The sequence below is a fragment of the Haloarcula halobia genome (assembly GCF_029338255.1).
GTDB classification, from domain to species: domain Archaea; phylum Halobacteriota; class Halobacteria; order Halobacteriales; family Haloarculaceae; genus Haloarcula; species Haloarcula halobia.
Map to the genome: position 1 here is coordinate 1183375 of NZ_CP119787.1, position 26970 is coordinate 1210344.

The window sequence follows — 26970 nt, forward strand, 5'->3', positions numbered from 1 at the left end:
CCACGCGAAGCGGGTCGACCGAGTCAATCGTCCGCTTCGACCTCCACGTCCCCCGCGCTCTGTGACTCCTCGACTGCCTTCGTCAGCGAGACGTTGAGCCACGCCATCGAGGCCACCCCGCCGGCGATGGTGACGACGTTCTTGACCGCGTGGTCGACGATGGCAATAGAGAGCGCGGCGGCGACGCCGACCGGGGTCAGCGCGGCCACGATGAGCGTGAACGCCCCCTCGTAGAGGCCGACGCCGCCGGGCGTCAGCGGGAGCACCTTCGCCAGGTTCCCGACGCTGACAGCGAAGAAACCGACCGCGACGATGGCGGGCGTCACTTCGATGCCGAAGGCGGCGAAGACGACCAGCGCCGTCACCACGTCCAGCGACCAGATGAGGAGGCTCGCACCGCCCACGCGGCCGAAGGCCGAGGCGTCCGCGGCCACCGTCTGGACGTCGCCGACGAACCGCTCGACGACGCCGGCGACGTAGTCGGCGTAGGAGTCTTGGCTCAGCGCCCCGACAGTCCGGCGGACGAAGTTCCGGTCGGTGCGTGCGCTGGCGACGATGGCCGCTACCGCAGTGATGGCGGCCAGTCCCACCCCGGCGGCGACGGTGATGGCGGTCCGCCCGCTGGTGGCCGTGTCGCCCCCGACGGCCCCGTCGGTCAGGGCCACGAGCAGCTGGTCGGCCGACCCCGTCGCCGCGAGGGCCACCAACACCACGCCGGCCAGCAGCGTGATGGTCAGCAGGTCGAAGACGCGCTCGACCGCCAGCGAGGCAAAGCCCGTCGGGTATGGGATCGAGCGCCGGGCCTTCACCACGTAGGCCCGGACGGCGTCGCCCGCGCGGGCCGGGAAGACGAGGTTCCCGGTCTGGCTGATGAAGACCGCGCCGGTCAGGAAACCCCAGCGCTCCCGGTACCCCATCGACGAGAGGATGTCGCGGTAACGGGAACCACGGAGCGGCCACGAGAGCAGGTAGACGAGCGCGCTCGCCAGCACGATAGCGGGGTCGGCGCCGGCCATCCGGGTCAGCACCGCCTGGGGGTCGAGGTACTGGGTCATCAACACGAGCGCCAGGACGACAAGCATCGTTCCCGCCCCCAGCGACACCCGGCGGGTGATGCGGGGGCTGACCGACAGCTCCCAGAAGGTCCGCAGGATCTGGCTCCCCATCCCGAAGACGTCGCGGACGATATCGACCTTCGAGTCGCCCTTGGGCGTCCAGTCGACGGGGAACTCCTTGACCCGGTAGCCCCGGCGCTGGGCCTTCACCAGCACCTCGGTGTCCCAGAACCAGTGCTCGTCGCCGACCGCGGGCAACAGCGACTCCAGCACAGCCCGGTCGAAGGCCTTGAAGCCACACTGGTGGTCTCGCAGGTCCGACCGGAGGACCGTCCGGACGAGCGTGTTGTACCCGAAGCTCGGGATGCCCCGCTTCGCGGGCCGGTCCGCGCGGTTCTCGGGCATCCAGCGCGACCCCGTCGCCACGTCGTACCCCTCCGTCCGGACGGACTCGACCAGTTCCTCGAGGTGGCGCATGTCCGTCGCGAGGTCCGTATCGAAGTAGACAAGCGTCTCGCCGGCCGCCCGCTCGAAGGCGTACTCGAGTGCACCGCCACGACCCAGGCGCTCGTCGCTGTGGACGTGCCGAACCCTGTCGTCCTCGCTGGCGAGTCGCGCCGCGATCTCGGGAGTCCTGTCGGCACAGCCGTCTTCGGCGACGATGACCTCGTAGGATCCTGCGGGCAGGAAGGAGTCGAGCGTCTCGAGCGTGACGCTGACGGTCCGCTCGATGGTGTCGGCCTCGTTGTAGGCGGGGAGGACGACGCTCACATCGACTCCGTCGCTCATTACTTCGGGATGTGCGAGCGGCGCAAAAGTACCTTCTGTTCGCTTCGACCGCAGTCACGGCGACGGGCCGACTGGGCGGTCGCGTTCCCGCCCGCGTCGGTCGGGCCGTTCAGTCCGCCTTCGGCGGCGGCCGGGCGGTGACGAACCTCGCGAGGTCCTCGCCGACCTCCGAGACCGACTGGTAGGGTCGACCGACGACGATGTCGCCCGCGCGACTCTTGCCGACGCCGGGGATCGTCGCGAGTTCACCCATCGACGCCGAGTTCAGGTCCAGCGGGTAGGGCACGCCGGTGACCGAGCGGTAGCCGTGCCCCGTGATGGCCACGTCCAGCGTCGTCCCGAGGTCGCGCTCGCCCGGAAGCCCCACGAGCAGCGGGTAGGTGCCCAGTTGCCGGCCGAAGGTCTTGCCGTCCTGGTGGTACTCCAGGTGGACGTCCGGCAGGACCGTTCCCGGCGGCGCGACGCGCTTGAGCATCGGGTTGTCGATGGTCTCCCGGACTTCCCGCTTGTACTGCTTGAACAGTTTCTTGTGGTCGTGGGCGATCTCCGCGCCGGTCTCGGCCATGTCGGTTCCCTCGAAGGCCATCACCTGCCGGATGTTCACCCGGCGCAGCATCAGGCCCGCGTCGTAGACCCGCTGGAGGAACCGCTTGTTGTGCTCGAAGGTCTCCCTGGTCTCGCCTTTCAGCCCGTGGACGAGGTTGATGCCCGGCAGGAGTTTGGGCAGGCGACGGGCGGCGTCCTCGCCGTGGTTGGGCGCCGAGTCTCTCGCTCGCGGCGATGCCGCTCGCGTGTCCGACCCGCGTAGCGGGTCGCCGTCCCCGCCCGGTCTGAAGCCGGCCACCTCGTTGACCACCTTCACCGCCTCGAAGCACTCGTCGGCGGTGACGTTGAGGTTGTTGTCGCTCATCACGTTCGGGTCGGCCGACTCGAGGCCGAACGCGGCGGTGTCGCCGGGGGTGTTGTGCTCGGCGATGATGCGGATCCCCTCGCGGGCCTTCTCTGGCCACTTCACGACGGTGATGGGGTTCATGTTGTCGAGATGGAGCGTCTCCAGGTCCGGAGCCACCTCGCGGATGCCGCCGTACAGCCGCCGCAGGGCGTCTGGATTGGGAGCCTCGCCGTCGCCGCCGTAGGCGAGGATGTCGGCCTGCCGGCCCAGGCGGAAGTGCCTCACGCCGCGGTCCGAGAGGGCGTCCACCTCGTCGACGACGCTCTCGGGCGGCCGGAAGTCGGGGTTCCCGTACATCGGCTCCGTGCAGAACGAACAGCGGTACGGACAGCCCCGGGAGGTCTCCATCTCGCAGATGAGGTAGTCGGGGTGGTTGGGGTGCTGTTCGACGACGAACGCGCCGGCACGCGCCCAGCGGGTCTCCTCCTCGACGTCGCGATACCGGTCGTTGAACCCCTCAAGGCCGGACTCGACGAGGTCGTAGACGGCCGCCTCGACGTCGGCCATCGCCAGGAAGTCGAAGTCCAGATCGTCGCGGGCCGTCTCGCTGGCCCCCTCGTTGGCCTCGCCGACGCCGAAGCGGACGGGCCCGCCGATGATGGAGGTGCCGTCGGCCGTCCAGGCCAGTTCCCGGACCTCGTCGGGTTCGGCGGGCGTCCCGCCGACGTACTTGCCGGGGACGGTCATCCCCCCGACGTAGACCATGAGGTCGGCCTCCTCGACGTCGCGCCACAGGTGGCGGTCCTCCCGGAGCGCGTCGATCGTGTGGTACGTGATCTGCTCGCGGGGGACCCCGGCGTCGACCAGCGCGCCGGCGGCGTAGCGCGGGTAGGTCGAGACGTAAGGCGGGACCCCGAAGTGCGCGGGTTCGTCGACGTAGCCGTCGACGATGGTCACCGAGAGGGTGTCGGGGTCGGTCATGGACGCGGGTTGTCGCCCGACGCCTAAAACGGTGTCTGGTCGCCCTCGCCGCCCGTGGAACGCATCGTCCCTGTGGGGCCCTCTCTCGGGACGAGTGTCACCGTCGGACGGTCCGCCTCCCTGGACGGGCAGGTCGCTCCGACGACGGGCGCCCGCGCCGCGATTCAGACGTAGATGTGGCCCTCGGCGTCGGGGCCGACCGGGTCGGGCCGGGACCCGTCACAGACCCGCGCGGCCGAGACGACGGCGGCGAGCGAGTCCAGCGCGTCGTGGCTCTCGAGGTACGTCCCGCGGTGGTCGCCGACGGTCACGCTGCAGGCCTCGACCGTCCGGAGGTTGTGTGCCCGCCGCTCGCTGGCGCCGTCGACGTTCTTGTACCCCTCGCGGTAGCACCCGAGCCAGCCGAACGTCGCCGCCGGATACACCTCACAGACCCTCGTCGCGGCGTCGTCGCCCTGCATCGGGACGACGGCCGTGTCCTCGCGGGGCGCGAGGCGACCCAGAACCTCCCGCGCCCCGTGGTAGGTCATGCTTCGGACGCGATTGGTGTAGGGACACAGCGCCGCGCGCTGGAGGTCAGTTTCCCGGCGCACGTCGCGCGCGCCGGTGAGCGCCTCGGCGCGCTCCCGGCACCGCGAGGAGCACGCCGCGGGGTCGGCCGGGCCCGTGCTCCCCGCGACCCACTCGAGAAAGCCCGTCCAGTCGCCACCACACAGGTCCTCCAGCAGCACCTGCGGGAGACTGAACGGGAAGTCCAGGCCGACGGTCGTCACGTCGTCGTCGGTGATTCGCTCGACGAGGCCCTCGTAGGCGGACTCGCGGTCCCGACCCCACACGTCGCTCGCACGGTAACAGTCCTCGACGACCAGTCCGGTCGCCGTGTGGTTCGCCTCCGTCACCCAGAGTGCGTCCCCTGCCCCCCTGGCACCGCTGAAGTCCACGCCCAGCACACCGGAACCCATAGACGAGTTGTTAGGTCCCGCTATTATCAATGTTTGGAACTGGACGGTTCGAACGCGTCCGAAAGCGGTTTGTCCGGGACGTGCCAACAGAATGGTATGCCCGCGACCCTGGAACTCGTCTGCAACAACGACGACTGTACGCTGGACATGTTCGAACTCCACTACACCTACGACATGCCCGACGAGACCGGCGTGTCGGACTTCCACTGCCCGTACTGCGGCGAGACGGAGACCCTGGAGGCCATCGAGGTATGATGCGAGATATCGGCGAGTCCATCGGCAACGCCATCTTCGGCAACCTCGGGCGCGCGTCAAGTCGCGTCCAGGAGAACAAGCCCCTGCCAGCCGACCTGCTCGAGGCCGACGACGCCTATCTGGTCGTCTTCGACGCCCCGGGCGCGGTGTCGAGCGACGTGCAGGTGCGCTACGTCGACGACCGCGTCGAGGTCCGAATCGACCGGTTCCGGGACTTCCACGAGGGGTTCGAGATGCGCTATCCGGGTCGCGGCCTGGCGCTCGACGGCTCTGTCACGCTGCCCGAGGACGCCGTCGTCGACCCCGAGGCGGCGACGGCCACGCTGAAGCAAAACGGGACGCTGCAGGTCACCATCCCGAAAGACGGGGCCGTCGAGACGGCCGACTACGACGCCGACACGGTCCACGACGACGCGGCGGACGACGAGGCCTGAGCGCTCGGTCAGGACGTCTGGGCGCCCCTTATTCCCAGTCGCGGGTCGGGTCGCCGAGCGCGTCGAACGGCTCGGTCCCGTCGAACCGCGTCGGGTCGAGGCGGGCCGCGACCCGTGCGTCGATTGGGTGTGTGGTCCCCAGGACGCGACTGGCCAGATACTCGCCCATCGCCGGCGCTCGCATGAGCCCGTGGCCCTGCCACCCCGTCGCGACCCAGAGTCCGTCGGCGACCCGACCCACGAGCGGATCCCGGTCGGGCGTGGCGGTACACAGACCGGCCCACGAGCGAGCGACACCCGGGTCCAGCGTCGTCGTCGCGCCGAGGCGACCCAGCGCCGACTCGAGGAACGAGGGGTCGGCGTCGCGGTTCCACCCGTCGGGTGACGCTTCGTGGGCGCCGTCGCCGACGAGCAGGCCGCCGCCCCGCGGCCGCCAGTAGAACTCCCGGGTCGCGTCGTACAGCGACGGGAGCGTCGCGTCCACCGGCGTCGTCTCGAGCACCTGTGCCCGGTAGGTCTTCAGTGCGATTGCGACGTCGGCGGCGGCGAGCAGTCGCCTCGTGGCCCACCCCGCGGCGACGACGACGGCGTCGAACCGCTCCTCGCCGGCGGGCGTCGAGAGCGTCCGCGGGTCGGCCGCCGAGAGCGACACCGGCGTCCCGGACTCGAGTGTCGCGCCGGCCTCGCGAGCGCGGGCGGCGAGCGTCTCGACCACTCGCTCCGGGTCGAGGAGGCCCGCGTCGGTGGCGACGCCCGCCGCGGTTATCGTTTCGGTCTCCAGCGCGGGGTAGCGGTCGGCCAGCGTCGCACCGTCGGCGTGGTCGACGGCACGGCCCAGGGCTTGCATCCGGTCGACTTGTTCCCGGACTGCTCGCGCGTCGGCGTCGTCGCGGGCGACCCAGACGTACGGACACGGTTCCAGCAGGCCCCACTCGCGGTAGCGGGTCAGCGCCCGGTCGGCGACGGCGGCGTCGAGCGGGTCCGCGAAGGCGTCGTAACAGATGCCGGCGGCCCGCCCCGTCGCCCCGCTCCCGAGCTCGCCGCGCTCGTAACAGACGACGGCGGCGTCGCGGCGGGCCAGGTCGGCGGCGGCGACGAGTCCGACCGCCCCACCGCCGACGACGGCGACGCGCATCACACCTGGTCGCGGACGCTCGGCGGCAGGTCGTCGTCCGGGCCGGTGTAGCGGTCGGGTTCGGGCGGCATCCGCCAGTCGGTCGTGAGTTCGAGCAACTGGACGAGCATCCGCGCGGTCGCCCCCCAGACGGTGTAGCCGTCGACGTAGAAGAAGTGCAGGCGGATCTCCCCGTAGTAGGGGTGGTCGCGCTGTTCGGACTCGTAGTTGTCCGGGTCGGTGAGGTCGGCGACCGAGAGGGTGACGACCTCCGCGACCTCCTCGTCGTTGGGGAGGTACTCGCGGTCGGGGATGCGCGCGACGAACGGGCGGACCGAGTAGTGGGTTATCGTCCGGATGTCGTCGAGGCGGCCGACGACGTTGACCGCCATCGGGTCGAGGCCGATCTCCTCGTTGGCCTCGCGGATGGCCGTCGCCAGCAGGTCGTCGTCCTCCGGTTCGCGCCCGCCCCCGGGGAACGACATCTGTCCGGGGTGGTCGGTGAGGTGGTCGGCCCGCTTGGTGAACAGAATCGCGGGCCCCTCCGGACGCGTGACGACCGGCGCGATGACGGCGGCTTCCCGCTGCTCGTCCTCGACGACGATTGGGTCGTATGCCGCCACCCGGTCGAAGTCCATGCTAGACCGGATGGTGCGGACGCTCTTAATTCCGTTCGTGCTCCCCGCTGTCCCGGGCCTCGCAGACGCTGTCGAGTCGCTCGCGGATGCCGTCGACGGCGACGGGACCCCAGGCGTCCAGGTCGTAACTGATATCCACCAGTTCGGCGACGCGCTCGCGGTCCTCGGCCTTGGCCGCGAGCATCGCGTCCTCCTGGAACCGGTCCTCGGCGGCCGCGACGACGGCGTCCCGGTCGAGGGCACGCTCCGGCACGTCGAGGATGTGCGGGAGGTCACCGGCCCCGTCCGGGAGCGTCGCGAAGGCCGTCGGGCCAGCCACGAGCAGGGGCGCGTCGACGTCGGCGTCGTGGTCAGTGACCGCGACGAGGTGGTAGGACGCGACGGCGTCGTCGATACTGGACTCGAACGCGTCGGCGTCGACCCGGTCCCCGCGCTTGAAGGCCAGCTCCGCACAGGCCTGGCCGAGTTCGGCACGGGTCAGCGCCCCGAACAGGTCCACCACGCCCGCGAGTTCGTCGGGTGTCGGGTCCATACCTGCTCACCCGTGGGCGAAGGGCTTCAGACTGTTGGACGTCCGACCGGGGTGCGAGGGGTGTTGCTCACCGCCAGCCGGTCATCCCTGCACGCTCGTGGGGAGGCGGCCGCCGGCGTACAGCACGAGCAACGCGCCGGTGAGCACGACCAGGCCGGCACCCATCGCGCCGAAGATAGCCGGGAATGAGACGCTGGCGTCCAGGAGCGTCCCGACGACGACGCTCCCGAGCGACTGTATCAGCATCATCCCGCCGCTGTAGGCCGCGTAGGCACTGGCCCGGTGCTGGTTCGGGAGCGAACCGAGAAGGTAGGTGTCGGCTGCCGGGAAGATGCTGTGACTGACGAAGCCCAGTACGGCGCTGAACGCCACCAGCGGCCAGCGACCGCCGACGGCCGGCAACACCAGGATACAGCCGGTGAAAGCCACGATGAGCGCGAGGAGGTACGGAACGTTCGGGAGGCGGTCGGCCAGTCGGCCGCTGACGTAGAACGCGGGGACGCCCGCCGCGAAGACGACCAGCAGCATGAGCCGTCCCGTCTCCCCGGAGAGCGACAGCGTTCCCAGGTACGTCACGTAGAAGTTGAACACGCCGTTCCAGACCAACGTCGTCGCGCCGATGGCCAGGACGCCGGTGAGGACGAGGCGCCACTGGGCCCGAACCGCGGCCGCGAAGTCGGTGTCCTCGGCGCCCGCGGCCGGGAACTCGGCCCGCCGCGCGACGAGCGTGAAGACGACGGTCATGAGTGCCGCCGCTACCGCCAGCCCCCGGAGGGTCGTCCGCCAGGTGCCGACCACGAGCGCCACGGAGACGAGTGGGGGCGCGACCACGGCGGCCACCTGGGCGGCCACACCGTGCTGCCCCAGGGCCCGGCCTGGGCGCTCGGGGAACAGCTCGGTGATGAGCGGGTTCGCCGCGATGAGATAGACGCCGCTCGCGAGCCCCATCGTGAACCCACCGACCAGCAGCAGTCCCGGGTCGGTGGTCAGGGCCATGAACGTCGCCCCGGCGGTCAGGACGACGCCCGACCCAAACACCACCGTCGGCCGGCTGACCCGCGTCAGGAGGTACCCGGTCGGGAGCCGCGGAAGTGCGCTCCCGGCCCAGACCAGCGTCGCCAGGAGACCGAGAGTGGCGTCGCCCGCGCCCGTCGCGGCCCGGATGGGTTCGATGAGCGGGGCGAAGACGACGCGGGCGAGGTTGACCAGGAAGACCAGGCCGAGGAGGGAGCCAAAGACTGTCCGTCGGGACACGACTGGGCCTGGTTCGGCGAAGACAAGAAGCGTTCCGGAAGGGCGGGGGCTTTTTGTCCGCTGGTGACAGAGCACGGGTATGGATTCGGTCAGGAAGGCGCTTCGCGCCGGGGACGTCGAGAAAGACAGCTACGGGCGCCTCTCGTGTACGAACTGCGGAGAGACGCTCTCGACGGAGAGCCGCCCGGACGAGGTCTGGAAGGTCCGGGTCTGTCCCGAGTGTGGCACCGAGTGGAAGGAGATCGGATAGCTACTCGAAGACGGCGTCGAAGGCGTTCGCGCCAAGCGGTTCGTACCGTCCCGCGTCGACGTTCTCGCCGACGTGGTCCGGGGTCCCCATCCCGACCAGTGACGACGTCACGCCCGGGGCGCTCCGGGCGAAGTTGATTGCGCGCTGGACCCGCGTCTCCCCGTCGACTTCCGCCGCGACGGCCTCGGGCATCTCCGTCACCAGTCGCCCCTGCATGATTGAGGCGCTCGTGAACACGTCCAGGCCCGCCTCGTGGGCGAACCACAGCGCCGACTGGGCGCCCTCGGCACCGCGGTGGGCCTCGACCGTGAAGGCGTCGGCCATGAACACGTTGAAGGGCAGCTGTATCGCCCGCAGGTGCGTCGCGGCGTTGTCCGCGGCCGACGCGGCCGACCGCGCCCGCTCGACGACCTCCGGGAGCGAGAGGTACCGCTCGTGGTCGGCCGGGACGCGGAAGGCGTCCCACGTCGCGACCCCGTAGTGGGAGATGTCCCCGTCGCTGGCCCGGCGTTCGAGGACCTCGAAGGCCGCCTCTATCCGGTCGTAGACGGTCTCGCGGGCGTTCTCTGCCAGCTGTGTCTCGGGGTTGTGCAGGTAGTAGAGGTCGATGGCGTCGAGGCCGAGGTTCGCGAGCGAGCGGTCGACCTGGTCGTCGACGAACCCCGGCGCGAGACAGTGCTGGCCGCCGACGAGGTCTTCGGGGTCGGCGAGGCCGGTGTCGACGTACTCGGACTGGACGAACGCCTCCGGGTTCGCCGGGCGCTCGCCGTCGAAGGGGACGAACCCGCCCTTCGTCGCGACGAGGACGGCGTCCCGGTCGACGTCCGTGTCGGCGACGGCCTCTCCCACGGCCCGCTCCGAGCGCTGGTGCCGGTAGTTGATGGCCGTGTCGACGACGTTGATCCCCGATTCCAGCGCGCTCCGGATGGCCCCGCGGTAGGCCGCGTCGCGTTCGTCGGTCGGGTCACCGAGGTAGGTGCCGACGCCGATGCTGGAGACGACGCCCGCACCGAACCGCCGGAAGTACGTCCGCGCGAAGTCGTCGTGGTCGTCCCGGTACGCCCAGGTCGCCTCCCGTGTCACCATACCCGCAGGTTCGGGCCCACGGGACAAAAGGGGCGAGATTCCGGGCCGTCAGCGCTCGCCGCCCATCGCCTCGAACAACCGCTCGGCCAGCTCGTCGCGGGAGATGCCCTCGCCGGGTCCGAGACCGTTCATGTACTCGACGGAGATTTTCCCCCCGCCCATCCGGGCGTGGCCGCCCCCTTCCGCCATCGGGATGTCGTCGGTGACCGCCTCGATGGCGCGGCCGATGTGGACCCGGTCGTCCCGTGACCGCCCCGCCAGGCGTATCGTGCCGTCCTTCTCGCCGACGACCACCACGGCGGAGACGCCCTCGAGCGTCTCGAGTTCGTCCGCGGCCTGTGGAATCGCGTCCGAATTCGAGACCGAGCCCACGTCGCTGACGGCATAGGGGGCCCGGACGTCCCGTTCGGTTATCGCGCGTGCCTTTACCTCTAAGACCTCGGCGTCTATCTGGGGGTTCGCGATGCGGTTCAGCAGGTCGCCGTCCATCCCGTCGTAGAGGTACGCGGCCGCCGAGAAGTCCGCGGGCGCACAGCCGTTGGTCAGCGATCGGGTGTCAGACTGGATGCCGTAGACGAGCCCCGTCGCGACGTGGCTCGGGACGCAGGCGTCGGGGATGTCCTGCAGGTCGGGTCCGTCGTTGGTCGGGTCCACGTCGACCTCCCGGAACTCCCAGTCCAGGTCGCTGAAGTAGTCGGCGAAGATGGTCGCACAGGCACCGGTCTCGTTCCTGACGTCGGTGAACCGCCTGCCGGTCCCGCCGCCGGGGTGGTGGTCGACGACGGCGATCGGGTCGACGTTGCTGGCGCCCGCGAACCCGCGCGGTTCGTTGTGGTCGACCAGCACCACGGCGCCGCTTTCGATGTCGCTGCGGGTCTCGATCCGGTCGAACTCGAGGTTGAGGACCGTCTCGAACGCGCGGTTCTCCGGGCGGCGTATCTCCCCCGAGTACAGCAGCGACGCCGAGGTGTCGACCGCCCGAGCCAGTCGCTCGACGGCCAGCGCACAGGACATCGCGTCCGGGTCGGGGTTGGGGTGCATCAGCACCGCCACCTCGTCGTACCCCGCGAGGACCGATTGGAACCGCTTGACCACGGGTCGTGTGAGGTACCGGTACAGCCACGCAGCGCCGCCGCCGAGAACGAGCGCCCCGACGAGGATGCCGGCAGCGAGCAGCGGGTTCGACGTGGTGAACCCGAGCACCGCCCCGACTATCGACTCGGGGAGCCCCGCGGCCACCAGTAGCATACCTTGGGATGCTTCGGGCACCGATAAGAAGGTTCCCCTGACTTCTCAACCCGTGCAGAACGTGTCGATCGCGGCGCGATACCCCTCCCGGAACGTCGGGTAGGCAAACTCGTAGCCCAGGTCCTGCAGCCGGTCGTTCGAGCACCGCTTGCTGGTCTGTATGCGACGGCGGGCGGTCGACGATAGCGTCTCGTCGTCCAGTCGCTCCGCTTTCGTCTGCTTGGGCGGGCGGGAAACGCCACACTGGTCGGCCAGCCAGTCGGCAAACGCCCACTTCTCGACCGGTTCGTCGTCGACCACCAGGACCACCTCGTCGCGGTGCCCGCCTTCGAGCAGGAACCGGACCGCCCCCGCCGCGTCGTCGCGGTGGACCATGTTGAGATAGCCCTCCGTGACGGGGCCGTCGAGATAGCGCTCCAGCCGGTAGCGCTCGGGGCCATAGAGGCCGGCGAACCTGGCGACGGTGCCGTGGCCACCCCGAGCAGCCGGTCGCTCGCGAGCGACGCGCTCTGCCGCCGCGAGCACTTCGGTCTTCTCGGTCTGTGGGGCCAGCGGGGTCGTCTCGTCGACCCAGTCGCCGCCGTGGTCGCCGTAGACGCCGGTGCTCGACGTGTAGACCAGCCGGTCGGGGGCGTCCGCGCGGGCCCAGAAGTGGTCGATAGCCGTCCGCAGGCCCTCGACGTACACCTCGCGGGCCGCCTCGGCACCCCGGCCACCCGAACTCGCGGCGAACACCACCCAGTCGGCGTCGGGCACGGCCTCGAGCGCCGCCGGGTCGGTGACGTCCGCCCGCACGCCGTCGAACCCGGCGTCCTCGATGGCTTGTACGCCCGCTTCGGAGCGACGAACGCCGACGACGTCGTGGGCCGGTGTCAGCTGCCGACCCAGCTCGAGGCCGACGTACCCACAGCCCAGTATCGCGACCCGCATCGTCAGTGCGCCGCGCTCTCGATGTGCTGGTGGAGGACGGCGTACTCGGCGACGGTCATCGGGTGACGTCCCTCGATCTTCTGCTGTATCTCCTTCGGTTCCATCGCGTCGTCGATGCCCGACGCCAGCGATTCGACGTCCATCACCGCCGTCGTCATCCCCATCAGGAGGATGTCCTGGGCCTCGGCCTGGATGGCGTCGGCGTCTGGCCGCTCCGGGTCCGTCGCGAGCACGGCGGCGGCGTCGGACAGCGAGAGGTCGGCCGCGTCGCCGGCGCCGACGGCCTCGACCGTCTCCGGGTCGAGCCCCGTCGCCTCGACGACTCGTTCGACGCCGACCGATTCGACGGTGTCCGCGAGCACGGCCTCGTAGGCCGCGAGCAACTCCTCGGCCGTCCGCTCGCCCGCGTCCGGGAACTCGGCTCTGAGCATACCGCTGGTAGGGTCGGGGGGTATTTGTGATTTGAGTCCCGTCACGGGCCGGGCGTTGGCCACCCCGCCGACGTTTCGACGGCCTGGCCGTCCTTGTCACCGACGCCCCGCGGCCGTGGCGGCACCACGACCACGACGCCCGTTTCGGCCCTGAACGAGACGCGGCTGGCGGTCCCCAGTCGCTCGGGGTCGCCGTCGCCGTCCACGTCGAGTCGGACCGGGTCGCCGTCGCGGACGTACGACGTCGTGGCGCCCGGTGTGGCCGGTGACCCGTACGGTGCCGTCACGCGAAAGCGTGCGTACTCCCCCCGCACGGAGACCCACCAGACGTTCGCCGTCGCGTACCACGCCGACAGCGGCGGGGCGAGCGGCAGGCCGGACGGGAGCGTACTGGTGCCGACACGGCGCTCGACGGTCCGCTCTACCTGCGTTCGGCCTGCGTCCGCGAGCGCTCTGGTCGCCTCCTTCCGGGCGACCGACCGCACCGCCGTCGCGGTCCTGTTCACCGCGCTCGCCCGCGGGCGCACCTCTGACCGTTCGAGCGTGTCGGCGACGGCTCCCCGGAGACGCACGCCGAGCCAGTCCCGTTCCGTCGTCGAGAGAGCGAGTCTGGTCGCCGCGACGCGGGCGACACGCCGCGGCGCCGACCCGTTCGCGAGGGCCAGTCCCCGCGTGGCCGTCCCGTTCCAGTCCCTCAACGCGGCGGCGACGATCGCCCGACTCGCCCGGGCGTCGGTGCCGGTGGTCTCCCCGATCGTCGCCGCCATGGCGCGTGCGGCCGCTTCGTTGGTCTCGGCGACCTGTGCTGCCAGCCGCCCTCGCCCGACCACGCCGGACCCGTTCGCCGACTCGCTTGCCGTCCGGTCGGCTGCAGCGAGTGTCCGGGCCGCCGTCGCGAGCCGCGCCCGTCTGGCCGACCTCCCGAGTCCGTCCGTGACCGCCGCGGCGGCGTCGCCGTACGGGACGGCGAAGACGTTGACGTTGCGGGCCACCAGCGGGTGTTCGCGTCCCTCGACCGCCGGGAAGTTACGCTCCGACAGCGCGGCCCGGGTGAGGTACTGCGGGCTCGCGTCGACCCGGAGGTCGACCGGTCCCGCGGGGCCCGTCGGCGTCGGGCGGGGCTGTGGTTGCTGTGTCGCGCGGGCCGCTAGTCCGCGCCTGAGGTCGGTCAGTGAGCCGCCGGTACGATTCCGGACGACCCGTCCGAGCTTCTCGCCGGCACGGCTGCGCCGGCGGACACGATCGTCGAGTCGGCGTTCGACCGCGTTCAGGTACGCGATGCGGGCCGCCACCTTGGCCTTCTCGGCCGTGCTCCCGTAGGTCTCGGGGGCGGCGGTCAGGTTCTGACGCCGCTCTGTCACCCGCTGGCGGAGTCGTCGCGCGGGATTCGTCTCGAAGGTCCCGACGGGACCTCGCTCTGCCGAGACGGAGACGTTGCGCAGGCGTTCGCGGAGGGCAGCGAGGTCACGGTATACCCACGCCCGCAGTCTGTCTGGACGCTCGCCGTAGACGGTGATCGCCGCCGTCTCGAGGTCACCGCGCACGGCCCGCTTCGCGAGGACGTCTCTGCCGCCCGCCCGACGCACCAGGTGTCGATCTGCCCTGGCCGCGACGTCTGCGAGGTTCGGACCCGAGAGGGGACCGGCACCGCGCTCGTGGGCCGTCCGTATCGGCCGTGGCGGGGCGATCGACTCCCCCTCGTGGCGACCGAGGACGGCGACGGACACGCGCCAGCGCGCCGTACTCGTCGTCGCCGTCGTCCGCGTCTCGTTCCCGGTCTCCCAGACGGCCCTCCGGGTGTACTCGCGGACGACGACGCGGCCGAAGTTGTCCAGTGTGTGCCAGCCGTCGGGGCCGGTGACGTCCGGAGGTGCCGGGCCGGCAACCGTCGTCCGCCTGGTCGTCTCCTCGTCGGCGAGCGTCCAGTCGGGTCCGGGCGACGGTGGCCGCCCCGGTGGCCCGCCGCTCACGCGCTCGGTCGCCGCGGCCAGTCGGACGTCGACGCTGTAGGCCGCGCGAAGCGTCCGATCGAGCTGTGCCGGGGCTGCGACAGTGCGGAAGCCGTCGACCGCGGTCTCCTCGAGCCCGATGCGGACCGGCGTCTCCGGGCCGGGCGCATCCGTCGGCCGGTCCAGGGTGCTGATGGCTTCGGCCGCCGGCCGGTACTCGGCCCTGTCGAGTACGCGGCCGGCGAGCGCCGCCCCGTCGCTCCCGCGGACGACGTCCTCGATCCCCGTCACCGCAGTCGCCTCGGTGAGCGCCCGGCGGCCGTCGGGGTCGCTCCGGCCGATGGTCGACCGCTGGACGCCCAGCAGCGCCCCGTTCGCGGCCAGCGCGACGTGGCGGTTCGCGACGACGTTCTCGAGGGGTGCGCCGCCGTACTGGGCGTAGCCGCGCGCCCACGCGATCGGGTAGAGACGCGCTGTCAGACGGCGGCTCAGCCCCGCCCTCCCGAGGCCAGCGTTCAGCTGCTCCTCGTAGGCCGCCACGCGGTCGTGGAGCAGGAGGACGGGCGTCGGCACGACGACGCTGGGCGAGCGGACGCGCCTCGTGACGGTCCGCCCGCCTCGGCTGACGGTGAGCGTGACGTTCTCGACCGTCGCGCGCGTCGCGGTTCCGTTCGGGCCGGCCCGGGCCAGGTGGACGCGCTCGATGGCCTCCCGGACGTCGCTGGCGTTCTCGACCGGGGGCAACCGCGCCGTCGCGGTGGTACCCTCGCTCGTCTCCGACACGCCGGCGAGTCGCCGGCGAACCTGCAGGTACGCCCGCAACCGGAGCGCGTCGCGGAACGGTGTCGACTCGTTCAGGACCCGGCCGACGGTGGTGTTGGCGGGCCGTGTCACCGGATTCGCCGCAGCGCGGTGGGCGGCCGTCGCCACGCCGTCCCGGACGGCCGTCTGTGTCTCGGCCGTCGTCTCGTCGAGGACTCGCTCGACTGCCGTCTCGGTCGGTGGCGCGGTCGGTGCGAGCGTCGGCGCGAGCGAGAGGCTGCTCACGAGCAGCAACACGCCCAGCAGTGCGAACGGGACCCGGCCGCGCGTGTCGGCGATCACGGCGACCACGTCCTGACGGTGATGTGGACGGTCTCCGTGTCGACGGCCGCTGTGGCCGCCGCCGGTGACTCGAAGCGGGAGCGCAGGTCCGCGGTCAGCAGATCCGTCAGCGCCACCGTCAGCTCGCGGTTCGTCGCCGCCACGGACTGGCCACCGACGTCGAGCGGATCCACACCGGTGATCCGACCGACTCGCCGGTAGCGCCGAGCGACCACTGCGTCGTCCGGATAGTCCCCCTGGAGGGCGACGCGGCTCCGGTCTGGAGGGAAGAGCCCGTCGACGACCGTCTTGGCGACGGCGCGTGCGACGCCGCGGTAGCCGGCCTCTCGTGTTGCTACCCGTGTGCTGCTCGTCGCGTTGCCCAGGCCGCTCGCGACGGTGACCGTGGCCGCGCGCACGTCGGCCGACGCCGGCGGTCGCGGACCGAGCCTGAACCTGCCCGTCACCGGCGCGCCGGGATACAGGGTCCACGTCACACGGACGCTCGTCCGGTAGCGCCGGTCCGCGAGTCGTCGCCCGACGGTCGCACCGACCTGCTGCTCGAACCGTCGGCCCGCGAGCGAGACGCGCGTCCCGTCGATGCGGACGCGACTCATCGCCGCCTCGCCGAGCAACGCCGCGAGCGTCCCGTGAGCGGTCCGCTGGCGCCTGGCAGACGCGTCACCGACCCACGAGGGTTCGGGGCCCGGCACGACGAGTTCGTAGTCGACGGCCGCGGTACTCGTCGCGAGCAGTTCCCCCCGCTCGCTCGCGGGGTTCCCGGCTGGCGGCCCCTCGACGGTGGCGCCCCCGACGAGCGCCGCGGCCGCCGCCCCGACAAGCAGCAGGAACAGCGCCACGTCCAGGACGGTACTCGTCGCGCGCGTCATCGCCACACCCGGACCGTGAGACGGCCACGACGAATCACTCCCGCCCCCAGTCGGACACTCACCACGCGTGTCGCCGTGTCGGCGGCGGGCGGCGGCGTCGGCCCGACAGCCCACCGCTGTGCGCTCTCCAGGGTCACGTTCCCCTCGTATCCCGACGGTATCGCTTCGCGAACGCTCGCGAGGCGGCCGGGCGAGACGATCCCAGCCGGCGCGAGGTGCCGCTCGACGGCGTCCGCGGTGGCCGCGGCCCGGTTTCGCGTCCCCGTCGCGTCCGCCACGGCCTCGTCGAGGACGCCCGCGTACAGCGACAGACCGAGCGCGACGGCTGTCACGGCGACCAGCGCCGCTGTCGGCTCTACCGCGCCCCTAGCCGACGAGCGTGACATCGCTCCCTCCCCAGACGACGTGTCTGACGGTCAGTCGGTCGGGCGCCGGACGCCACCTGCCGGTGGCAGTCGTGCCCCGGCGCACCGCTCGCCTGAACGCCGTCGGCGACGTGAACACCTGCCCGGGTGTCCCCTCGCGGAGCACCTGTCTGAGCGGTCCGGTACCGACCGGGACGGCTCGCCGGGTGAGCCGTGCGTGGGCTGTCCCGCCATCGTTTCGCAGTCCGAGCCGTCGCCCGTCCAGGCGCCACGAATCGGCGGCTAGCGGTCGGCGACGGACCGACCCCGGCGGGCTCGTCGTCACTTCGTCGATGGTCGCTGCCATCCCCGCGGCGTCGGGCGGCGCCGTCGTCGGCACGTTCCCGACGACGCCGAGCACGGCGACGGCGACGGCGCCGAGTGCGATCCAGAGCAGCAGCGTATCGACCGGTGTCTCGAACACAGCGGACCTGGTCCCGCTCTCGGATATAAACCTTCAGACGATCAGCCGGGTCGCGAGGACGGCCGCCACGTACGTCGCCGTCGCCGAAAGGAGTGCCGTCCCGACGCGGTACCCCACGCGCGCCCTGTCGACCCCGTATCGCAACCCGGTCGAGAGCGCTGTCAGGACGCCCGCGAGGACGAGGACGTACCAGCCGACGACGAGGCCCACCGACTCGACGGGTGGCCCTCCGAGGGGGCCTGCGGTCCCCATCGTCCCTGCGAGCGCGACGGTCGCACCAGCCACGAGCGGCCCGAACAGGGCGGCCGTGTTCGACAGCGTCCCGGTGACCTGTGCCAGGTCGCGGCGCAGGTCCCGCTCCACGCTCCGGAGTGCCGACAGGTGCTCCCCCAGTGCCGAGAGCGAGTCAGCAGCGGGCGGCCCGATAGTGGCTGCGGCCCCGAGCAACGTGGCTGTCTGGCGCGTCCGTGGACTCGGGACCGTCGCGAGCGCGCCCCGGTGAGCCAGGAACGCCGTCTCGACGTCGACACCCAGGACCGCCTGTCGCTCTGTGGCCTGCTGGAGTATATCTGTCAGTGGGCCGGACTGTGTCTCCGCGACGTCGGCGAGGGCTGCCTCGACGGACTGGCCGCGGTCGATCCGGTCGGCGACGGCCGTCAGGGCGTCCGGGAGACCGCGCTCGATGGCGGTCACGCGCTCGCGGACCCGTCGCGCCGGTCGGTGGTGGACGACAAGTGCGGCTCCGAGACCCGCCCCCAGCACGACGATCGGAACTGCCCACGCCAGGCCGATGGCGTGGACGAAGGCGCCAGCGGCACCACTCGCACCGATGCCAGCGCCCGCCGCTCGCCGGCGCCCGTCCGGGACGGCAGGGTGGCTCTGGGGCACCGCTGCGGTCGGGAACGCGACGGGGCGCTGGCAGAGGAGCCACCCGCTCGCGAGACAGAGCGCAGCCGGGAGGACCACCCCGTAGGCAGCGACGAGGAGCGGCGTCCCCACCGGGACGCCGGCCGCGCTCGCCGCCGGGAGCATCGAGACCAGCGCCAGCGGCAGCAAGACGCCGAACGCGTAGAGCCCCGTGGCCGGTGCACGGAGCCCGGCGGCGAACGCACTCGTCTCCTGGCGGACCCCCTCGAGGACACACTGGCGAGCGGATCCGAGCGTCGTCGTTCTCTCGTCCGGTGGTCGGGCGGTCGCCCGATCGATTCGCTGGACTGCGTCCGGTAGCGCCGGCATCGACTCGTCCCACTGGCTGGCGAACGCGTCCAGCCCACTCCGTGGCGTTCCCGCTGCGCGTCGAGCGTGGGCGGCGAGGGAATCGGCGAGCGGCCGGTCGGTGGCCCGCGTGGCGAATTCCGTCGCCCGCTCGCTGCTCCCCCACAGCGCCGCTCCGAGAGTGAGCATCGTCACCAGCGACGGCGCGGCGCTCAGCATCCGGAGGCGTTTCGCCCGGGCCACGACGGGGACCCCGTACCGGACGACCAGCGCGAGCGCCGACGAGAGGAGGAGTGCCGCGAGGCCGGTGACGGCGACGAACTGAGCACCTCCGAGCGCGACGAGCACCACTCCGACGACCGTTCCGACCGTCGCGACGGTGTACACGGCCGCGAGCAGGGACGCCGGCCACACCGGCAGCTGGAGCAGGTCGCAGGCCCGGCGAAACGCGGGCGGGACGTCGACGGACCACGGCCAGGCACTCGCACACGGTTCGACGACCCGCGAGAGCAGGCCGGTGCTCCCGCTCACGGTGTCGACCCCGCACTGTCGTCCGCACTGGTTTCCTCGCCACGGTGGCACTCGAAGGTCCCCGTTCGGTCGTCGACGGTCGCCAGCACGGACTCGTAGGACTCCCCCGGGCCCCGAAGCGCGTCGACCAGGTGGCTCGTGCCCCGGGCGAGCCGGCCCGTCGCAATCGCCGTCGCGCCGTCGCGCTCGTAGAGCGTCTCGAACCGGGCCCCGGATTCGGTCCCGACGACCTCCTGGACGCGCTCGACGCCGCGGCCCGCACTGGAAGTGGGGGGCGCGAGTGTCACCACCAGGTCGGTCGCCGCGAAGGACCGTGGCGGGACCCCGAGGTCGGTGACGAGTCGTTCGCGGACCGCCTCGGACCCGTCGCCGTGTATCGTCCCCAGGACGGCTCCGTCGCCGCCGCCGACGCGCATCGCCTCGTAGAGGACGCTCGCCTCCTCGCCGCGCACCTCGCCGACGACGAGCGCGCCCTCGCCGAGGCGGAGTGCCGTCCGCAGCGCCTCGTCCGGTGCCACCGAGGGACCGTCGCCGGTGGTCGTCCGCAGCGCCTGGACGTCCCGTTCCGCGGCCTGCAGGTCGTCGACGGGCAGTTCCGGGGTGTCTTCGATGACGAGGGTCCTGACCGACCGGGGGAGTTCCCACAGGAGCGCGCCCAGGAGCGTCGTCTTCCCGGCACCGCGCGGCCCGGCGACGAGACATGCGCTCCCCCGCTCGACGGCCACCGACAGCAGCCCGGCCACGGCGGGCGGCATCGACCCGGCCGCGACCAGGTCCCGCAGATCCCAGCACTCCTCGTCCTGTGCGCGGAACGCGAACGCGAGGCCGTCGCTGACCGGTTCGGTGACACCCGCCACCCGGATCTGCCGGTCGGCCACCGTCGCCGTCGCGTCCAGCGTGGGACTCGCTCGGGAGAACGAGCGGCCGCTCGTCCGGCGGAAGGTGGACGCGAGCGCCTTGGCCCCCACGTCCGTGAGGCGGACGTTCGTCCGGCGCGTCGCACCGTCGACGCGCACGCGGAGCGCGTTCTCCGCGACCGGTGCGGTGGCGAAGACGTCCGAGACGCGCGGGTCGGCAAAGAGGTCCTCGAGGATACCGAGGCCGGCCGTGTGCTTTGCCAGCACCGCCCCCACGGCCGCTGCCGTCTCGCCGTCCGTACAGACCGCTCTGGCCGCACGTCTGGGGGTCGTCTGCTCGTCGCCGATGGCGCACACCAGTCGCTCGTGTGCGCGCTGGAGCGTCGCCGTGGCCGACTCGTCGAACCGCTGTTCCCGTGGTTCGACGTGGTACGCGTCCAGCCGACCGGACGGCGTCGCGTACCGTCTGGCCACCGCGCCCGTCTCGAGGGTCTCGCGGTCCTGCAGTGTCGCCTCGGGCGGCGGCGCGGTGCCGACGCGCGCGTCGCTCACTGCGGGCCCGGTGTGACAGGAAAGCGCCCTGTCGTAGTCGTCGGCCCGCTCGGCCAGCAACGCGAGTCCCGTCTCGGCGGCCAGGTCCGCGACGGTGCCGGTCCGGCCCGCCGCCTCGCTGGCCGCGGCGAGGGGGTCGCGCTTCGCCCGACGCGCTACCCGCTCGTCGATGGGCGCCACGCGGGTGGCGAACCGGCCGGCGGCGACCAGGAGGGCCGCGGCGTCGTCGCAGTAGGCACGCTCGGTCCCTGCGCGTTCGACGACCACACTGTCGACGTCGGTCCCCCCGAGCGCGTCGACCACCGTCGCTCGACAGGCCGACGCTGTCGCGAGGGCACCCGACCCCGGACAGGCCGACGCGTCGACGGTCAGGGTGTCCCGGTCGAAGGCGACCGCACACTCGCAGTCGGCCGGGGCCGCCGACCCGGGTGACGTCTCACTCATCGGCGGCCTCCCGTGAACGGTTCCCCGCCAGCCGCCGGACGGTCACGACCGGTGCGCCGTCGCGGCCGGCCAGTTCGAACGCGAGCCGGTGTGTGCCGGCCGCCGCCAGCGTGAGCACGCCACCGACTGGACGTAGTGGGACGTCGACAAGCAGCTGCCGGCCGCGGTGGCCCGCCCCGACCTGCCAGGTCACGACGCCTACCCCATCGCGGTCGTGGAAGGTGACTCGATCGACGCGGGCACTGGTCAGCGACCGCCCGGGCAGGCGCAGCGTCGCCACCACTCGCGCGCTCGCTCCCCGGCCTGGGTCGTCCGCGGCGACCAGGTGCCCGAGTCGGTCCGACAGCGCCCCGAGTTGCCGTTCGAGCGTCGCGTCAGTGCGCTCGACGCCCGCCGCCGAGATAGCGGGCGTGCTCACCGCGAGTAGCGCCCCCGTCACGACGGCCGCCAGCACCAGGCGAACCATCACAGGTACGCCCGTATCCGGGCGAGCACTCCGGGCTCGTCGGCCGCGTCCGGGTCCCGGTCGGACGCTCCCTCCGTGAGCGACGTGAGGTCGTCCGTGTCGTGACCGCCCCCACTGCCGGCCGGCGCGCTGTCGAACTCGGTGGAATCCTGCGCGTGCGCTGGCCGCCCGTCCGGAGGTCGGATTTCATCTGCCGCGTCACAGCGCTGGTCGACAGAGTCCGGTCCGCGCTGTCCGGTCAGCGTGTCTTCCACCCCGTTCTGCCCGGCGACTGTCTCGTCCGGGCCGCCCTGTCCGGTCGGCGTGCCGTCACCCACCGGGGCGGTCCTGCCCCGCCCGGGCAGCTCCTCGTCCAGTCGCCGTTCCAGTCGGTCGGTCGCAGCGAGGGCCGCGTCGGCGCGCTGTTCGACGTCCTCGTTGACCGAGCGGACGTTCCCGACGTACCCGCGGAGCGCCTGGGTCGCCGCCTCCAGTTCGGTCGTCCGGTCGTCGATGTCCGCGACGCGGTCCTCCAGCGCCTCGATGCGCGTCTCCAGGTCGGCGAGTGCCGTCGCGTCGGGGAACTCGCTCTCGCCGTCGGTGACGGCCCGTTCGACGGTCCGGACGCGCTCTGCCAGCGTTTCGAGGTCGGTCATGGCCGGGGGTGGTCCCGTCCCCGTACTTGAACCCTCGGACGCGGCGCTCCCGAGGGTTTATGCCGTATCCGGGGGCAAGCGACGCTCGTGTCCGGAACCGACCAGAGGAAGGCGGCGTTCGAGCCCTACCGCCGGACGGCCGCCGGCGACCACTTTCACCGCGCTCGCGACACCTCTTTACGCGGGGCTGGCGTACGCCACGGCAAATGACACGGGTGATACACACCGGTGACACCCACATCGGGTACCAGCAGTACCACGTGCCCGAACGCCGCCGGGACTTCCTCGCGGCGTTCCGGCAGGTCGTCGACGACGCCGTCGACGACGACGTCGACGCGGTGGTACACGCCGGCGACCTGTTTCACGATCGCCGGCCGACGCTCACCGACATCCTGGGGACCCTCGAGGTGCTCGAGACGCTGGACGAGGCCGGAATCCCGTTTCTCGCCGTCGTCGGCAACCACGAGGCGAAACGGGACGCCCAGTGGCTCGACCTCTACGAGTCGCTGGGACTGGCGACGCGGCTCGGCGCCGACCCTACCGCCGTCGGCGACACGGCGTTCTACGGGCTCGATTTCGTCCCGCGGTCCCAGCGCGAGGACCTCGCGTACGAGTTCGCGCCGTCCGACGCCGAGCACGCGGCGCTCGTCACGCACGGCCTCTTCCAGCCGTTCGACTACGGCGACTGGGACGTGAGCGAGGTGCTCTCGGCGGCCACCGTCGACTTCGACGCGATGCTGCTGGGCGACAACCACGCGCCGGGCAAACAGCGCGTTGAGGGCGCCTGGGTCACCTACTGCGGGTCGACCGAGCGCGCGAGCGCGAGCGAACGCGACGACCGGGGGTACAACATCGTCACCTTCGACGGCGAGGTCCGCATCACGCGCCGTGGCCTGGAGACCCGCGAGTTCGTCTTCGTCGACGTCGAACTCGACGGCGAGGAGGGGGCAGACCGCGTCCGTCGCCGCGTCGGACAGCACGACCTCGAGGACGCCGTCGTCGTCGTGACAATCGACGGCGAGGGCGACCCGATCGCCCCCGCGAGCGTCGAGGAGTTCGCGCTCGACGCCGGGGCGCTCGTCGCTCGCGTCACCGACCACCGGGAACTCGCGACCGAGGACCGCGAGACGAGCGTGAGCTTCGCCGACCCGGACGAGGCCGTCACCGAACGGGTCCGCGAACTGGGGCTGAGCGGGGCCGCCCGCGACATCGACGAGACGGTCCGCGCGTCGAAGGTCGCCGACTCGAACGTCGCCGACACCGTCGAACAGCGGGTCCGCGACCTCGTGGAGGCGGACCCGGACGCCCTGACCGCGGCGGTCGACCGGTCGAGCGAGGACGCCGAGACGGGCGTCGAGGACAGGGGCCCGGCCGGAGACGACGCTGACGCACAACCCGACGGGAGCGACGCGTCGACGGGCGGCGCGGAGGCGCGCGCTGCGGAGACCGACGCCCCGGCGGACGGGTCCGACGCACCAGCGGAGGAGGTCGACGCATCGGCACCCCGTTCCGACAGCCAGGCCGACATGGGGGAGTTCCTGTGACGGGGGGCCGCCGATGAGGTTCCAGCGGGTCCGCCTGGAGAACTTCAAGTGCTACGACGACGCCGACCTGCGACTCGACCGCGGCGTGACCGTCATCCACGGCCTCAACGGGAGCGGGAAGTCCTCGCTCCTGGAGGCCTGTTTCTTCGCGCTCTACGGCTCGAAGGCCATCGACGAGACCCTCGAGGAGGTAGTCACCATCGGTGCCGAGGACTGCACCATCGAACTCTGGTTCGCCCACGGCGGCACGGAGTACCACCTCACCCGCCGCGTGCGCAACACGGGCGAGCAGGCCCAGACGGCAAAGTGCGTCCTCGAGACGCCGGAGGGGACCTTCGAGGGGGCCCGCGACGTCCGCGGGCGCGTCACCGAACTGCTCCGGATGGACGACGAGGCGTTCGTCAACTGCGCGTACGTCCGCCAGGGCGAGGTCAACAAGCTCATCAACGCCTCGCCACGCGAGCGCCAGGACATGCTCGACGACCTCCTCCAGCTCGGGAAGCTCGAGACCTATCGGGAGCGCGCGAGCGACGCCCGTCTCGGGGTCGGGCGCGTACGCGACGACAAACAGGGGGCACTCTCGCAACTGGACGAACAGATCGCAGAGAAAGCGGACAAGGACCTCCACGAGCGACTGAACTCCCTGGAGACGCGCCGGAGCGAGGTCAACGAGAAGATAGAGCAGTTCACCGAGCAGCGAGAGCAGGCCCGGGAGACCCTCGAGCAGGCCACCACCGTCCTCGAGGAACACGCGGAGAAACGCGAGGAGCTCGCCGCGCTCGAGGACGACGTCGCGTCGCTCCGGGAGGCGATAACCGAGACCGAGACCGAGCGGACGCGGCTCAAGGACCGCATCTCGGACGTGCGCACCGAGCGCGAGTCGCTCGAGGCGGACCTCGAGGAGACGCTCGCGGACACGGAGCTGGCGGCGGCGGACCCCGACGCCGTCGCAGGTCGCCTCGAGACGCTCGAGGAGCGCGACGAGGAGCTCCAGGCCAGGATCGAGGACGAGCGCGTCGAGGCACAGAAACACAGCGGCGAGGCCGACTCGCTGGCCGAGACGGCGACCGACCTCGAATCGCGGGCCGAGTCCAAGCGGTCCGAGGCCGACGCGCTGGCCGAGGAGGTCGAGGCGGCCCGCGAGACCATCGCCCAGCGCCGCGAGAAGCTCGACGACATCGACGACGACATCGCTAGTCTGGAGGCACGATTCGAGTCGGCGTCCGTCGGTCGTGACGAGGTCGGGAGCCACCGCGACGACGTCGCGGCGGAGCTGCGCGAGGCGCGACAGCGCGTGACCGAGCTGGAGACCACCCTGGACAAGGAGCGCGAGTCGCTGGCGGAGGCCGAGGCGCTGCTCGAGGCCGGCAAGTGCCCCGAGTGTGGCCAGGACGTCGAGGACTCGCCCCACGTCGACTCAATCGAGGACGACCGGGAGCGTGTCGCCGACCTGGAGGCCGACCTCGAAGCCGCCCGGGAGACGGTCGCGGAACTCGAGGCCGACCTCGAGGACGCCGAGGCGCTCGTCGAGGCGGCCGACGACCTGGCGACGCTCGAGACCAACCGGGAGAACGTCGCCCAGCTGGTCGCCGAGAAGGAGCGCGGTATCGACGACGACCAGGAACGCATCGAGACGCTGCGCGAGGCGGCCGCGGAGCTGGAGTCGCGGGCCGAGAGAAAGCGCGAGGCCGCCGCCGAGGCACGCGAGGAAGCCGAGGCGTGCCGGTCGGTCGTCGCCGAGTGCAACCAGGAGCGCCAGACCGTCAAGTCGGCCCTCCAGCGACTCGAGCGCGTCGAGGAGTTGCTCGGTGAGATAGCGGAGCGCGAGGAGACGGCCGAGCGCCTGCGCGAGAGACGCGAGCAGCAGGCCGAGCTGAACGACCAGCGCCGCGAGCGACTGGCCGACAAGCGGGAGCGAAAGGAGGAACTGGAGGCCGAGTTCGACGACGAGCGCATCGACCAGGCCCGCTCGCAGAAGGAAAATGCCGAGGCCTACATCGAGAAGGCCGACGGGAAACTCGACGAGCTCCGGGCGACGCGCGACGACCTCCAGAACGCCATCGGCGGCGTGCGAAACGAACTCGAGGAGCTCGAGACACTCCGCGAGCGGCGCGAGGACCTGGAGACGACCCTGGCGAACCTCGAGGCACTCTACGACGAGACCGAAGACCTCCAGGAGATGTACGGGCGCCTCCGTGCGGAACTGCGCCAGCGCAACGTCGAGACTCTCGAGCGGATGCTCAACGAGACGTTCCGGCTCATCTACCAGAACGACTCGTACTCCCACATCGAACTCGACGGCGAGTACGAGCTGACGGTGTACCAGAAGGACGGCGACCCGCTGGAACCCGGCCAGCTGTCCGGCGGGGAGCGGGCGCTGTTCAACCTGAGCCTGCGCTGTGCCATCTACCGCCTGCTCGCGGAGGGCATCGAGGGGTCGGCTCCGATGCCGCCGCTCATCCTGGACGAACCGACGGTGTTCCTCGACTCGGGCCACGTCACGCAGTTGCTGGACCTGGTGGCGTACATGCGCGACGAGGTTGGCGTCGAGCAGATTCTCGTCGTCAGCCACGACGATGAGCTCGTCGGCGCGGCCGACGACCTGGTCCGCGTCGAGAAAGACGCCACCTCGAACCGCTCGCGGGTCGACCGGGTCGAAGCGTCGGTGGCGGAGTTAGTCTGACGACGGCGCGAGGACCTCGAGCGCCTCGCGGGTCGTCTCGGTCGCGTCGTAACCGCGCCGCCCGCCAGCGTCGGCTGCCTCGACGAGGCCCGCCGCGCGAAACTCCGCCAGCAGGCCGTGCAGGTCGCTCTCACAGAGGTCGTAGGCGTCGAGCAGTTCGTGAACGGACAGCGGGCCGCGGGCGTCCAGTTCGACGAGCAGGCCGAGCGCGCGGTCGTCGTGGACCGCCGAGAGTACGCGCCGGACGGGCGCAGGGACGCCACGCGCGGCGGTCACGAGCGGGGACTCGCCCTCGACCGGTTCGAGCTCGTCGTTGGGGAGGTGTCGCTGGGTGCCCGTCTCCGGGTCGCGGACGAGGCTGGCGTCGCTCGAGGTCTTCACCAGAAGATAGCGACGCCCGGACGCGTCTCGAACCGTTCGCATGCCTTCGTGTAGCCGTCCG

Annotated in this window: 25 protein-coding genes; 5 read left to right on the top strand and 20 right to left on the bottom strand. The window is 71.6% G+C overall.

Features of this window, described 5'->3' with window-relative positions; genetic code table 11:
- Nucleotides 1-23: 23 nt before the first annotated feature.
- From P1K88_RS06310 to P1K88_RS06320, 3 genes are all read right to left on the bottom strand, one after another.
- Complete coding sequence (locus P1K88_RS06310) at nucleotides 24-1844, bottom strand: flippase-like domain-containing protein (RefSeq protein ID WP_276413425.1); 1821 nt, start codon at nucleotides 1842-1844, stop codon at nucleotides 24-26.
- Nucleotides 1845-1953: 109 nt separating this feature from the next.
- The gene (locus tag P1K88_RS06315) at nucleotides 1954-3717 is read right to left on the bottom strand and encodes a radical SAM protein (RefSeq protein WP_276413426.1); all 1764 of its coding nucleotides are present in this window, start codon (nucleotides 3715-3717) and stop codon (nucleotides 1954-1956) included.
- Between the two features lie 164 nt (nucleotides 3718-3881).
- Nucleotides 3882-4679, bottom strand: coding sequence for a DUF429 domain-containing protein (locus tag P1K88_RS06320; RefSeq protein WP_276413428.1), 798 nt, complete (start codon nucleotides 4677-4679; stop codon nucleotides 3882-3884).
- Nucleotides 4680-4775: 96 nt separating this feature from the next.
- Between P1K88_RS06320 and P1K88_RS06325 the strand changes: the two genes are divergently transcribed.
- Nucleotides 4776-4934, top strand: coding sequence for a DUF7559 family protein (locus P1K88_RS06325; protein ID WP_276413430.1), 159 nt, complete (start codon nucleotides 4776-4778; stop codon nucleotides 4932-4934).
- Entirely contained in the window at nucleotides 4931-5368 is a 438-nt protein-coding gene (locus P1K88_RS06330) for an Hsp20/alpha crystallin family protein (protein ID WP_276413432.1), read from the top strand. The genes P1K88_RS06325 and P1K88_RS06330 overlap by 4 nt, the downstream gene beginning before the upstream one ends.
- Nucleotides 5369-5396: 28 nt before the next feature.
- Here P1K88_RS06330 and P1K88_RS06335 read toward each other — a convergent pair whose 3' ends face one another.
- The 4 genes from P1K88_RS06335 to P1K88_RS06350 all read right to left on the bottom strand — a co-directional run bounded on the left by P1K88_RS06335 (nucleotide 5397) and on the right by P1K88_RS06350 (nucleotide 8870).
- Nucleotides 5397-6503, bottom strand: a complete 1107-nt coding sequence (locus P1K88_RS06335; RefSeq protein WP_276413433.1) for an NAD(P)/FAD-dependent oxidoreductase — start codon at nucleotides 6501-6503, stop codon at nucleotides 5397-5399.
- Entirely contained in the window at nucleotides 6503-7120 is a 618-nt protein-coding gene (locus P1K88_RS06340; protein WP_276413435.1) for an NUDIX hydrolase, read from the bottom strand. Before P1K88_RS06340 ends, P1K88_RS06335 begins: the two co-directional genes overlap by 1 nt.
- Before the next feature lie 25 nt (nucleotides 7121-7145).
- The gene (locus tag P1K88_RS06345; protein ID WP_276413437.1) at nucleotides 7146-7652 is read right to left on the bottom strand and encodes a DUF7109 family protein; all 507 of its coding nucleotides are present in this window, start codon (nucleotides 7650-7652) and stop codon (nucleotides 7146-7148) included.
- An 81-nt stretch (nucleotides 7653-7733) separates the two neighbouring features.
- On the bottom strand, nucleotides 7734-8870 hold the full coding sequence (locus P1K88_RS06350) for an MFS transporter (protein ID WP_276414122.1): 1137 nt from the start codon (nucleotides 8868-8870) through the stop codon (nucleotides 7734-7736).
- A gap of 115 nt (nucleotides 8871-8985) precedes the next feature.
- Here P1K88_RS06350 and P1K88_RS06355 point away from each other — a divergent pair, with 115 nt between their 5' ends.
- Entirely contained in the window at nucleotides 8986-9156 is a 171-nt protein-coding gene (locus P1K88_RS06355; protein ID WP_276413438.1) for an HVO_0758 family zinc finger protein, read from the top strand.
- On the opposite strand, the gene P1K88_RS06360 is transcribed toward P1K88_RS06355, so the two are convergent.
- Genes P1K88_RS06360 through P1K88_RS06415 form a run of 12 tightly spaced genes read right to left on the bottom strand, consistent with a single transcriptional unit; the run spans nucleotide 9157 to nucleotide 22301 of the window.
- Nucleotides 9157-10242 carry an aldo/keto reductase gene (locus P1K88_RS06360; protein ID WP_276413440.1) on the bottom strand — a complete coding sequence of 362 codons (1086 nt, stop codon included), beginning with the start codon at nucleotides 10240-10242 and terminating at the stop codon, nucleotides 9157-9159.
- 48 nt (nucleotides 10243-10290) lie between these two features.
- A complete protein-coding gene (locus tag P1K88_RS06365) occupies nucleotides 10291-11490 on the bottom strand; it encodes a DHH family phosphoesterase (RefSeq protein ID WP_276413442.1) in 1200 nt (399 codons plus the stop codon).
- 45 nt (nucleotides 11491-11535) lie between these two features.
- The gene (locus P1K88_RS06370; RefSeq protein WP_379786742.1) at nucleotides 11536-12420 is read right to left on the bottom strand and encodes an SDR family oxidoreductase; all 885 of its coding nucleotides are present in this window, start codon (nucleotides 12418-12420) and stop codon (nucleotides 11536-11538) included.
- 2 nt (nucleotides 12421-12422) lie between these two features.
- Entirely contained in the window at nucleotides 12423-12851 is a 429-nt protein-coding gene (locus tag P1K88_RS06375) for a DUF5791 family protein (RefSeq protein ID WP_276413444.1), read from the bottom strand.
- A gap of 41 nt (nucleotides 12852-12892) precedes the next feature.
- Nucleotides 12893-15904, bottom strand: a complete 3012-nt coding sequence (locus P1K88_RS06380; RefSeq protein ID WP_276413446.1) for a DUF7286 family protein — start codon at nucleotides 15902-15904, stop codon at nucleotides 12893-12895.
- Complete coding sequence (locus P1K88_RS06385; RefSeq protein ID WP_276414124.1) at nucleotides 15901-16773, bottom strand: DUF7284 family protein; 873 nt, start codon at nucleotides 16771-16773, stop codon at nucleotides 15901-15903. Before P1K88_RS06385 ends, P1K88_RS06380 begins: the two co-directional genes overlap by 4 nt.
- Nucleotides 16770-17159 (bottom strand): DUF7285 family protein, encoded by a 390-nt coding sequence (locus P1K88_RS06390; RefSeq protein WP_276413448.1) that lies wholly within the window; start codon nucleotides 17157-17159, stop codon nucleotides 16770-16772. Before P1K88_RS06390 ends, P1K88_RS06385 begins: the two co-directional genes overlap by 4 nt.
- Nucleotides 17140-17601 (bottom strand): DUF7283 family protein, encoded by a 462-nt coding sequence (locus P1K88_RS06395; protein WP_276413449.1) that lies wholly within the window; start codon nucleotides 17599-17601, stop codon nucleotides 17140-17142. Before P1K88_RS06395 ends, P1K88_RS06390 begins: the two co-directional genes overlap by 20 nt.
- A 33-nt stretch (nucleotides 17602-17634) precedes the next feature.
- On the bottom strand, nucleotides 17635-19347 hold the full coding sequence (locus tag P1K88_RS06400; protein ID WP_276413451.1) for a type II secretion system protein: 1713 nt from the start codon (nucleotides 19345-19347) through the stop codon (nucleotides 17635-17637).
- Nucleotides 19344-21200, bottom strand: coding sequence for an ATPase, T2SS/T4P/T4SS family (locus tag P1K88_RS06405; protein ID WP_276413453.1), 1857 nt, complete (start codon nucleotides 21198-21200; stop codon nucleotides 19344-19346). Before P1K88_RS06405 ends, P1K88_RS06400 begins: the two co-directional genes overlap by 4 nt.
- Nucleotides 21193-21666, bottom strand: a complete 474-nt coding sequence (locus tag P1K88_RS06410) for a DUF7311 family protein (protein ID WP_276413455.1) — start codon at nucleotides 21664-21666, stop codon at nucleotides 21193-21195. Before P1K88_RS06410 ends, P1K88_RS06405 begins: the two co-directional genes overlap by 8 nt.
- Nucleotides 21666-22301 carry a DUF7310 family coiled-coil domain-containing protein gene (locus tag P1K88_RS06415; protein WP_276413457.1) on the bottom strand — a complete coding sequence of 212 codons (636 nt, stop codon included), beginning with the start codon at nucleotides 22299-22301 and terminating at the stop codon, nucleotides 21666-21668. Before P1K88_RS06415 ends, P1K88_RS06410 begins: the two co-directional genes overlap by 1 nt.
- Nucleotides 22302-22507: 206 nt before the next feature.
- Here P1K88_RS06415 and mre11 point away from each other — a divergent pair, with 206 nt between their 5' ends.
- Both mre11 and rad50 read left to right on the top strand, forming a co-directional pair.
- The gene (gene mre11 / locus P1K88_RS06420; protein WP_276413459.1) at nucleotides 22508-23845 is read left to right on the top strand and encodes a DNA double-strand break repair protein Mre11; all 1338 of its coding nucleotides are present in this window, start codon (nucleotides 22508-22510) and stop codon (nucleotides 23843-23845) included.
- A 13-nt stretch (nucleotides 23846-23858) separates the two neighbouring features.
- Nucleotides 23859-26528 carry a DNA double-strand break repair ATPase Rad50 gene (gene rad50, locus P1K88_RS06425; RefSeq protein WP_276413461.1) on the top strand — a complete coding sequence of 890 codons (2670 nt, stop codon included), beginning with the start codon at nucleotides 23859-23861 and terminating at the stop codon, nucleotides 26526-26528.
- On the opposite strand, the gene P1K88_RS06430 is transcribed toward rad50, so the two are convergent.
- A complete protein-coding gene (locus tag P1K88_RS06430) occupies nucleotides 26520-26951 on the bottom strand; it encodes a DUF7346 family protein (protein ID WP_276413462.1) in 432 nt (143 codons plus the stop codon). The genes rad50 and P1K88_RS06430 overlap by 9 nt on opposite strands.
- Between the last annotated feature and the right edge of the window lie 19 nt (nucleotides 26952-26970).

Coding starts and splice junctions, on each gene's coding strand:
- P1K88_RS06310 (WP_276413425.1), bottom strand. CDS start 1,844: ATGAGCGACGGAGTCGATGTGAGCGTCGTCCTCCCCGCCTACAACGAG.
- P1K88_RS06315 (WP_276413426.1), bottom strand. CDS start 3,717: ATGACCGACCCCGACACCCTCTCGGTGACCATCGTCGACGGCTACGTC.
- P1K88_RS06320 (WP_276413428.1), bottom strand. CDS start 4,679: ATGGGTTCCGGTGTGCTGGGCGTGGACTTCAGCGGTGCCAGGGGGGCA.
- P1K88_RS06325 (WP_276413430.1), top strand. CDS start 4,776: ATGCCCGCGACCCTGGAACTCGTCTGCAACAACGACGACTGTACGCTG.
- P1K88_RS06330 (WP_276413432.1), top strand. CDS start 4,931: ATGATGCGAGATATCGGCGAGTCCATCGGCAACGCCATCTTCGGCAAC.
- P1K88_RS06335 (WP_276413433.1), bottom strand. CDS start 6,503: ATGCGCGTCGCCGTCGTCGGCGGTGGGGCGGTCGGACTCGTCGCCGCC.
- P1K88_RS06340 (WP_276413435.1), bottom strand. CDS start 7,120: ATGGACTTCGACCGGGTGGCGGCATACGACCCAATCGTCGTCGAGGAC.
- P1K88_RS06345 (WP_276413437.1), bottom strand. CDS start 7,652: ATGGACCCGACACCCGACGAACTCGCGGGCGTGGTGGACCTGTTCGGG.
- P1K88_RS06355 (WP_276413438.1), top strand. CDS start 8,986: ATGGATTCGGTCAGGAAGGCGCTTCGCGCCGGGGACGTCGAGAAAGAC.
- P1K88_RS06360 (WP_276413440.1), bottom strand. CDS start 10,242: ATGGTGACACGGGAGGCGACCTGGGCGTACCGGGACGACCACGACGAC.
- P1K88_RS06365 (WP_276413442.1), bottom strand. CDS start 11,490: ATGCTACTGGTGGCCGCGGGGCTCCCCGAGTCGATAGTCGGGGCGGTG.
- P1K88_RS06370 (WP_379786742.1), bottom strand. CDS start 12,420: ATGCGGGTCGCGATACTGGGCTGTGGGTACGTCGGCCTCGAGCTGGGT.
- P1K88_RS06375 (WP_276413444.1), bottom strand. CDS start 12,851: ATGCTCAGAGCCGAGTTCCCGGACGCGGGCGAGCGGACGGCCGAGGAG.
- P1K88_RS06385 (WP_276414124.1), bottom strand. CDS start 16,773: ATGACGCGCGCGACGAGTACCGTCCTGGACGTGGCGCTGTTCCTGCTG.
- P1K88_RS06390 (WP_276413448.1), bottom strand. CDS start 17,159: ATGTCACGCTCGTCGGCTAGGGGCGCGGTAGAGCCGACAGCGGCGCTG.
- P1K88_RS06405 (WP_276413453.1), bottom strand. CDS start 21,200: ATGAGTGAGACGTCACCCGGGTCGGCGGCCCCGGCCGACTGCGAGTGT.
- P1K88_RS06410 (WP_276413455.1), bottom strand. CDS start 21,666: ATGGTTCGCCTGGTGCTGGCGGCCGTCGTGACGGGGGCGCTACTCGCG.
- P1K88_RS06415 (WP_276413457.1), bottom strand. CDS start 22,301: ATGACCGACCTCGAAACGCTGGCAGAGCGCGTCCGGACCGTCGAACGG.
- mre11 (WP_276413459.1), top strand. CDS start 22,508: ATGACACGGGTGATACACACCGGTGACACCCACATCGGGTACCAGCAG.
- rad50 (WP_276413461.1), top strand. CDS start 23,859: ATGAGGTTCCAGCGGGTCCGCCTGGAGAACTTCAAGTGCTACGACGAC.
- P1K88_RS06430 (WP_276413462.1), bottom strand. CDS start 26,951: ATGCGAACGGTTCGAGACGCGTCCGGGCGTCGCTATCTTCTGGTGAAG.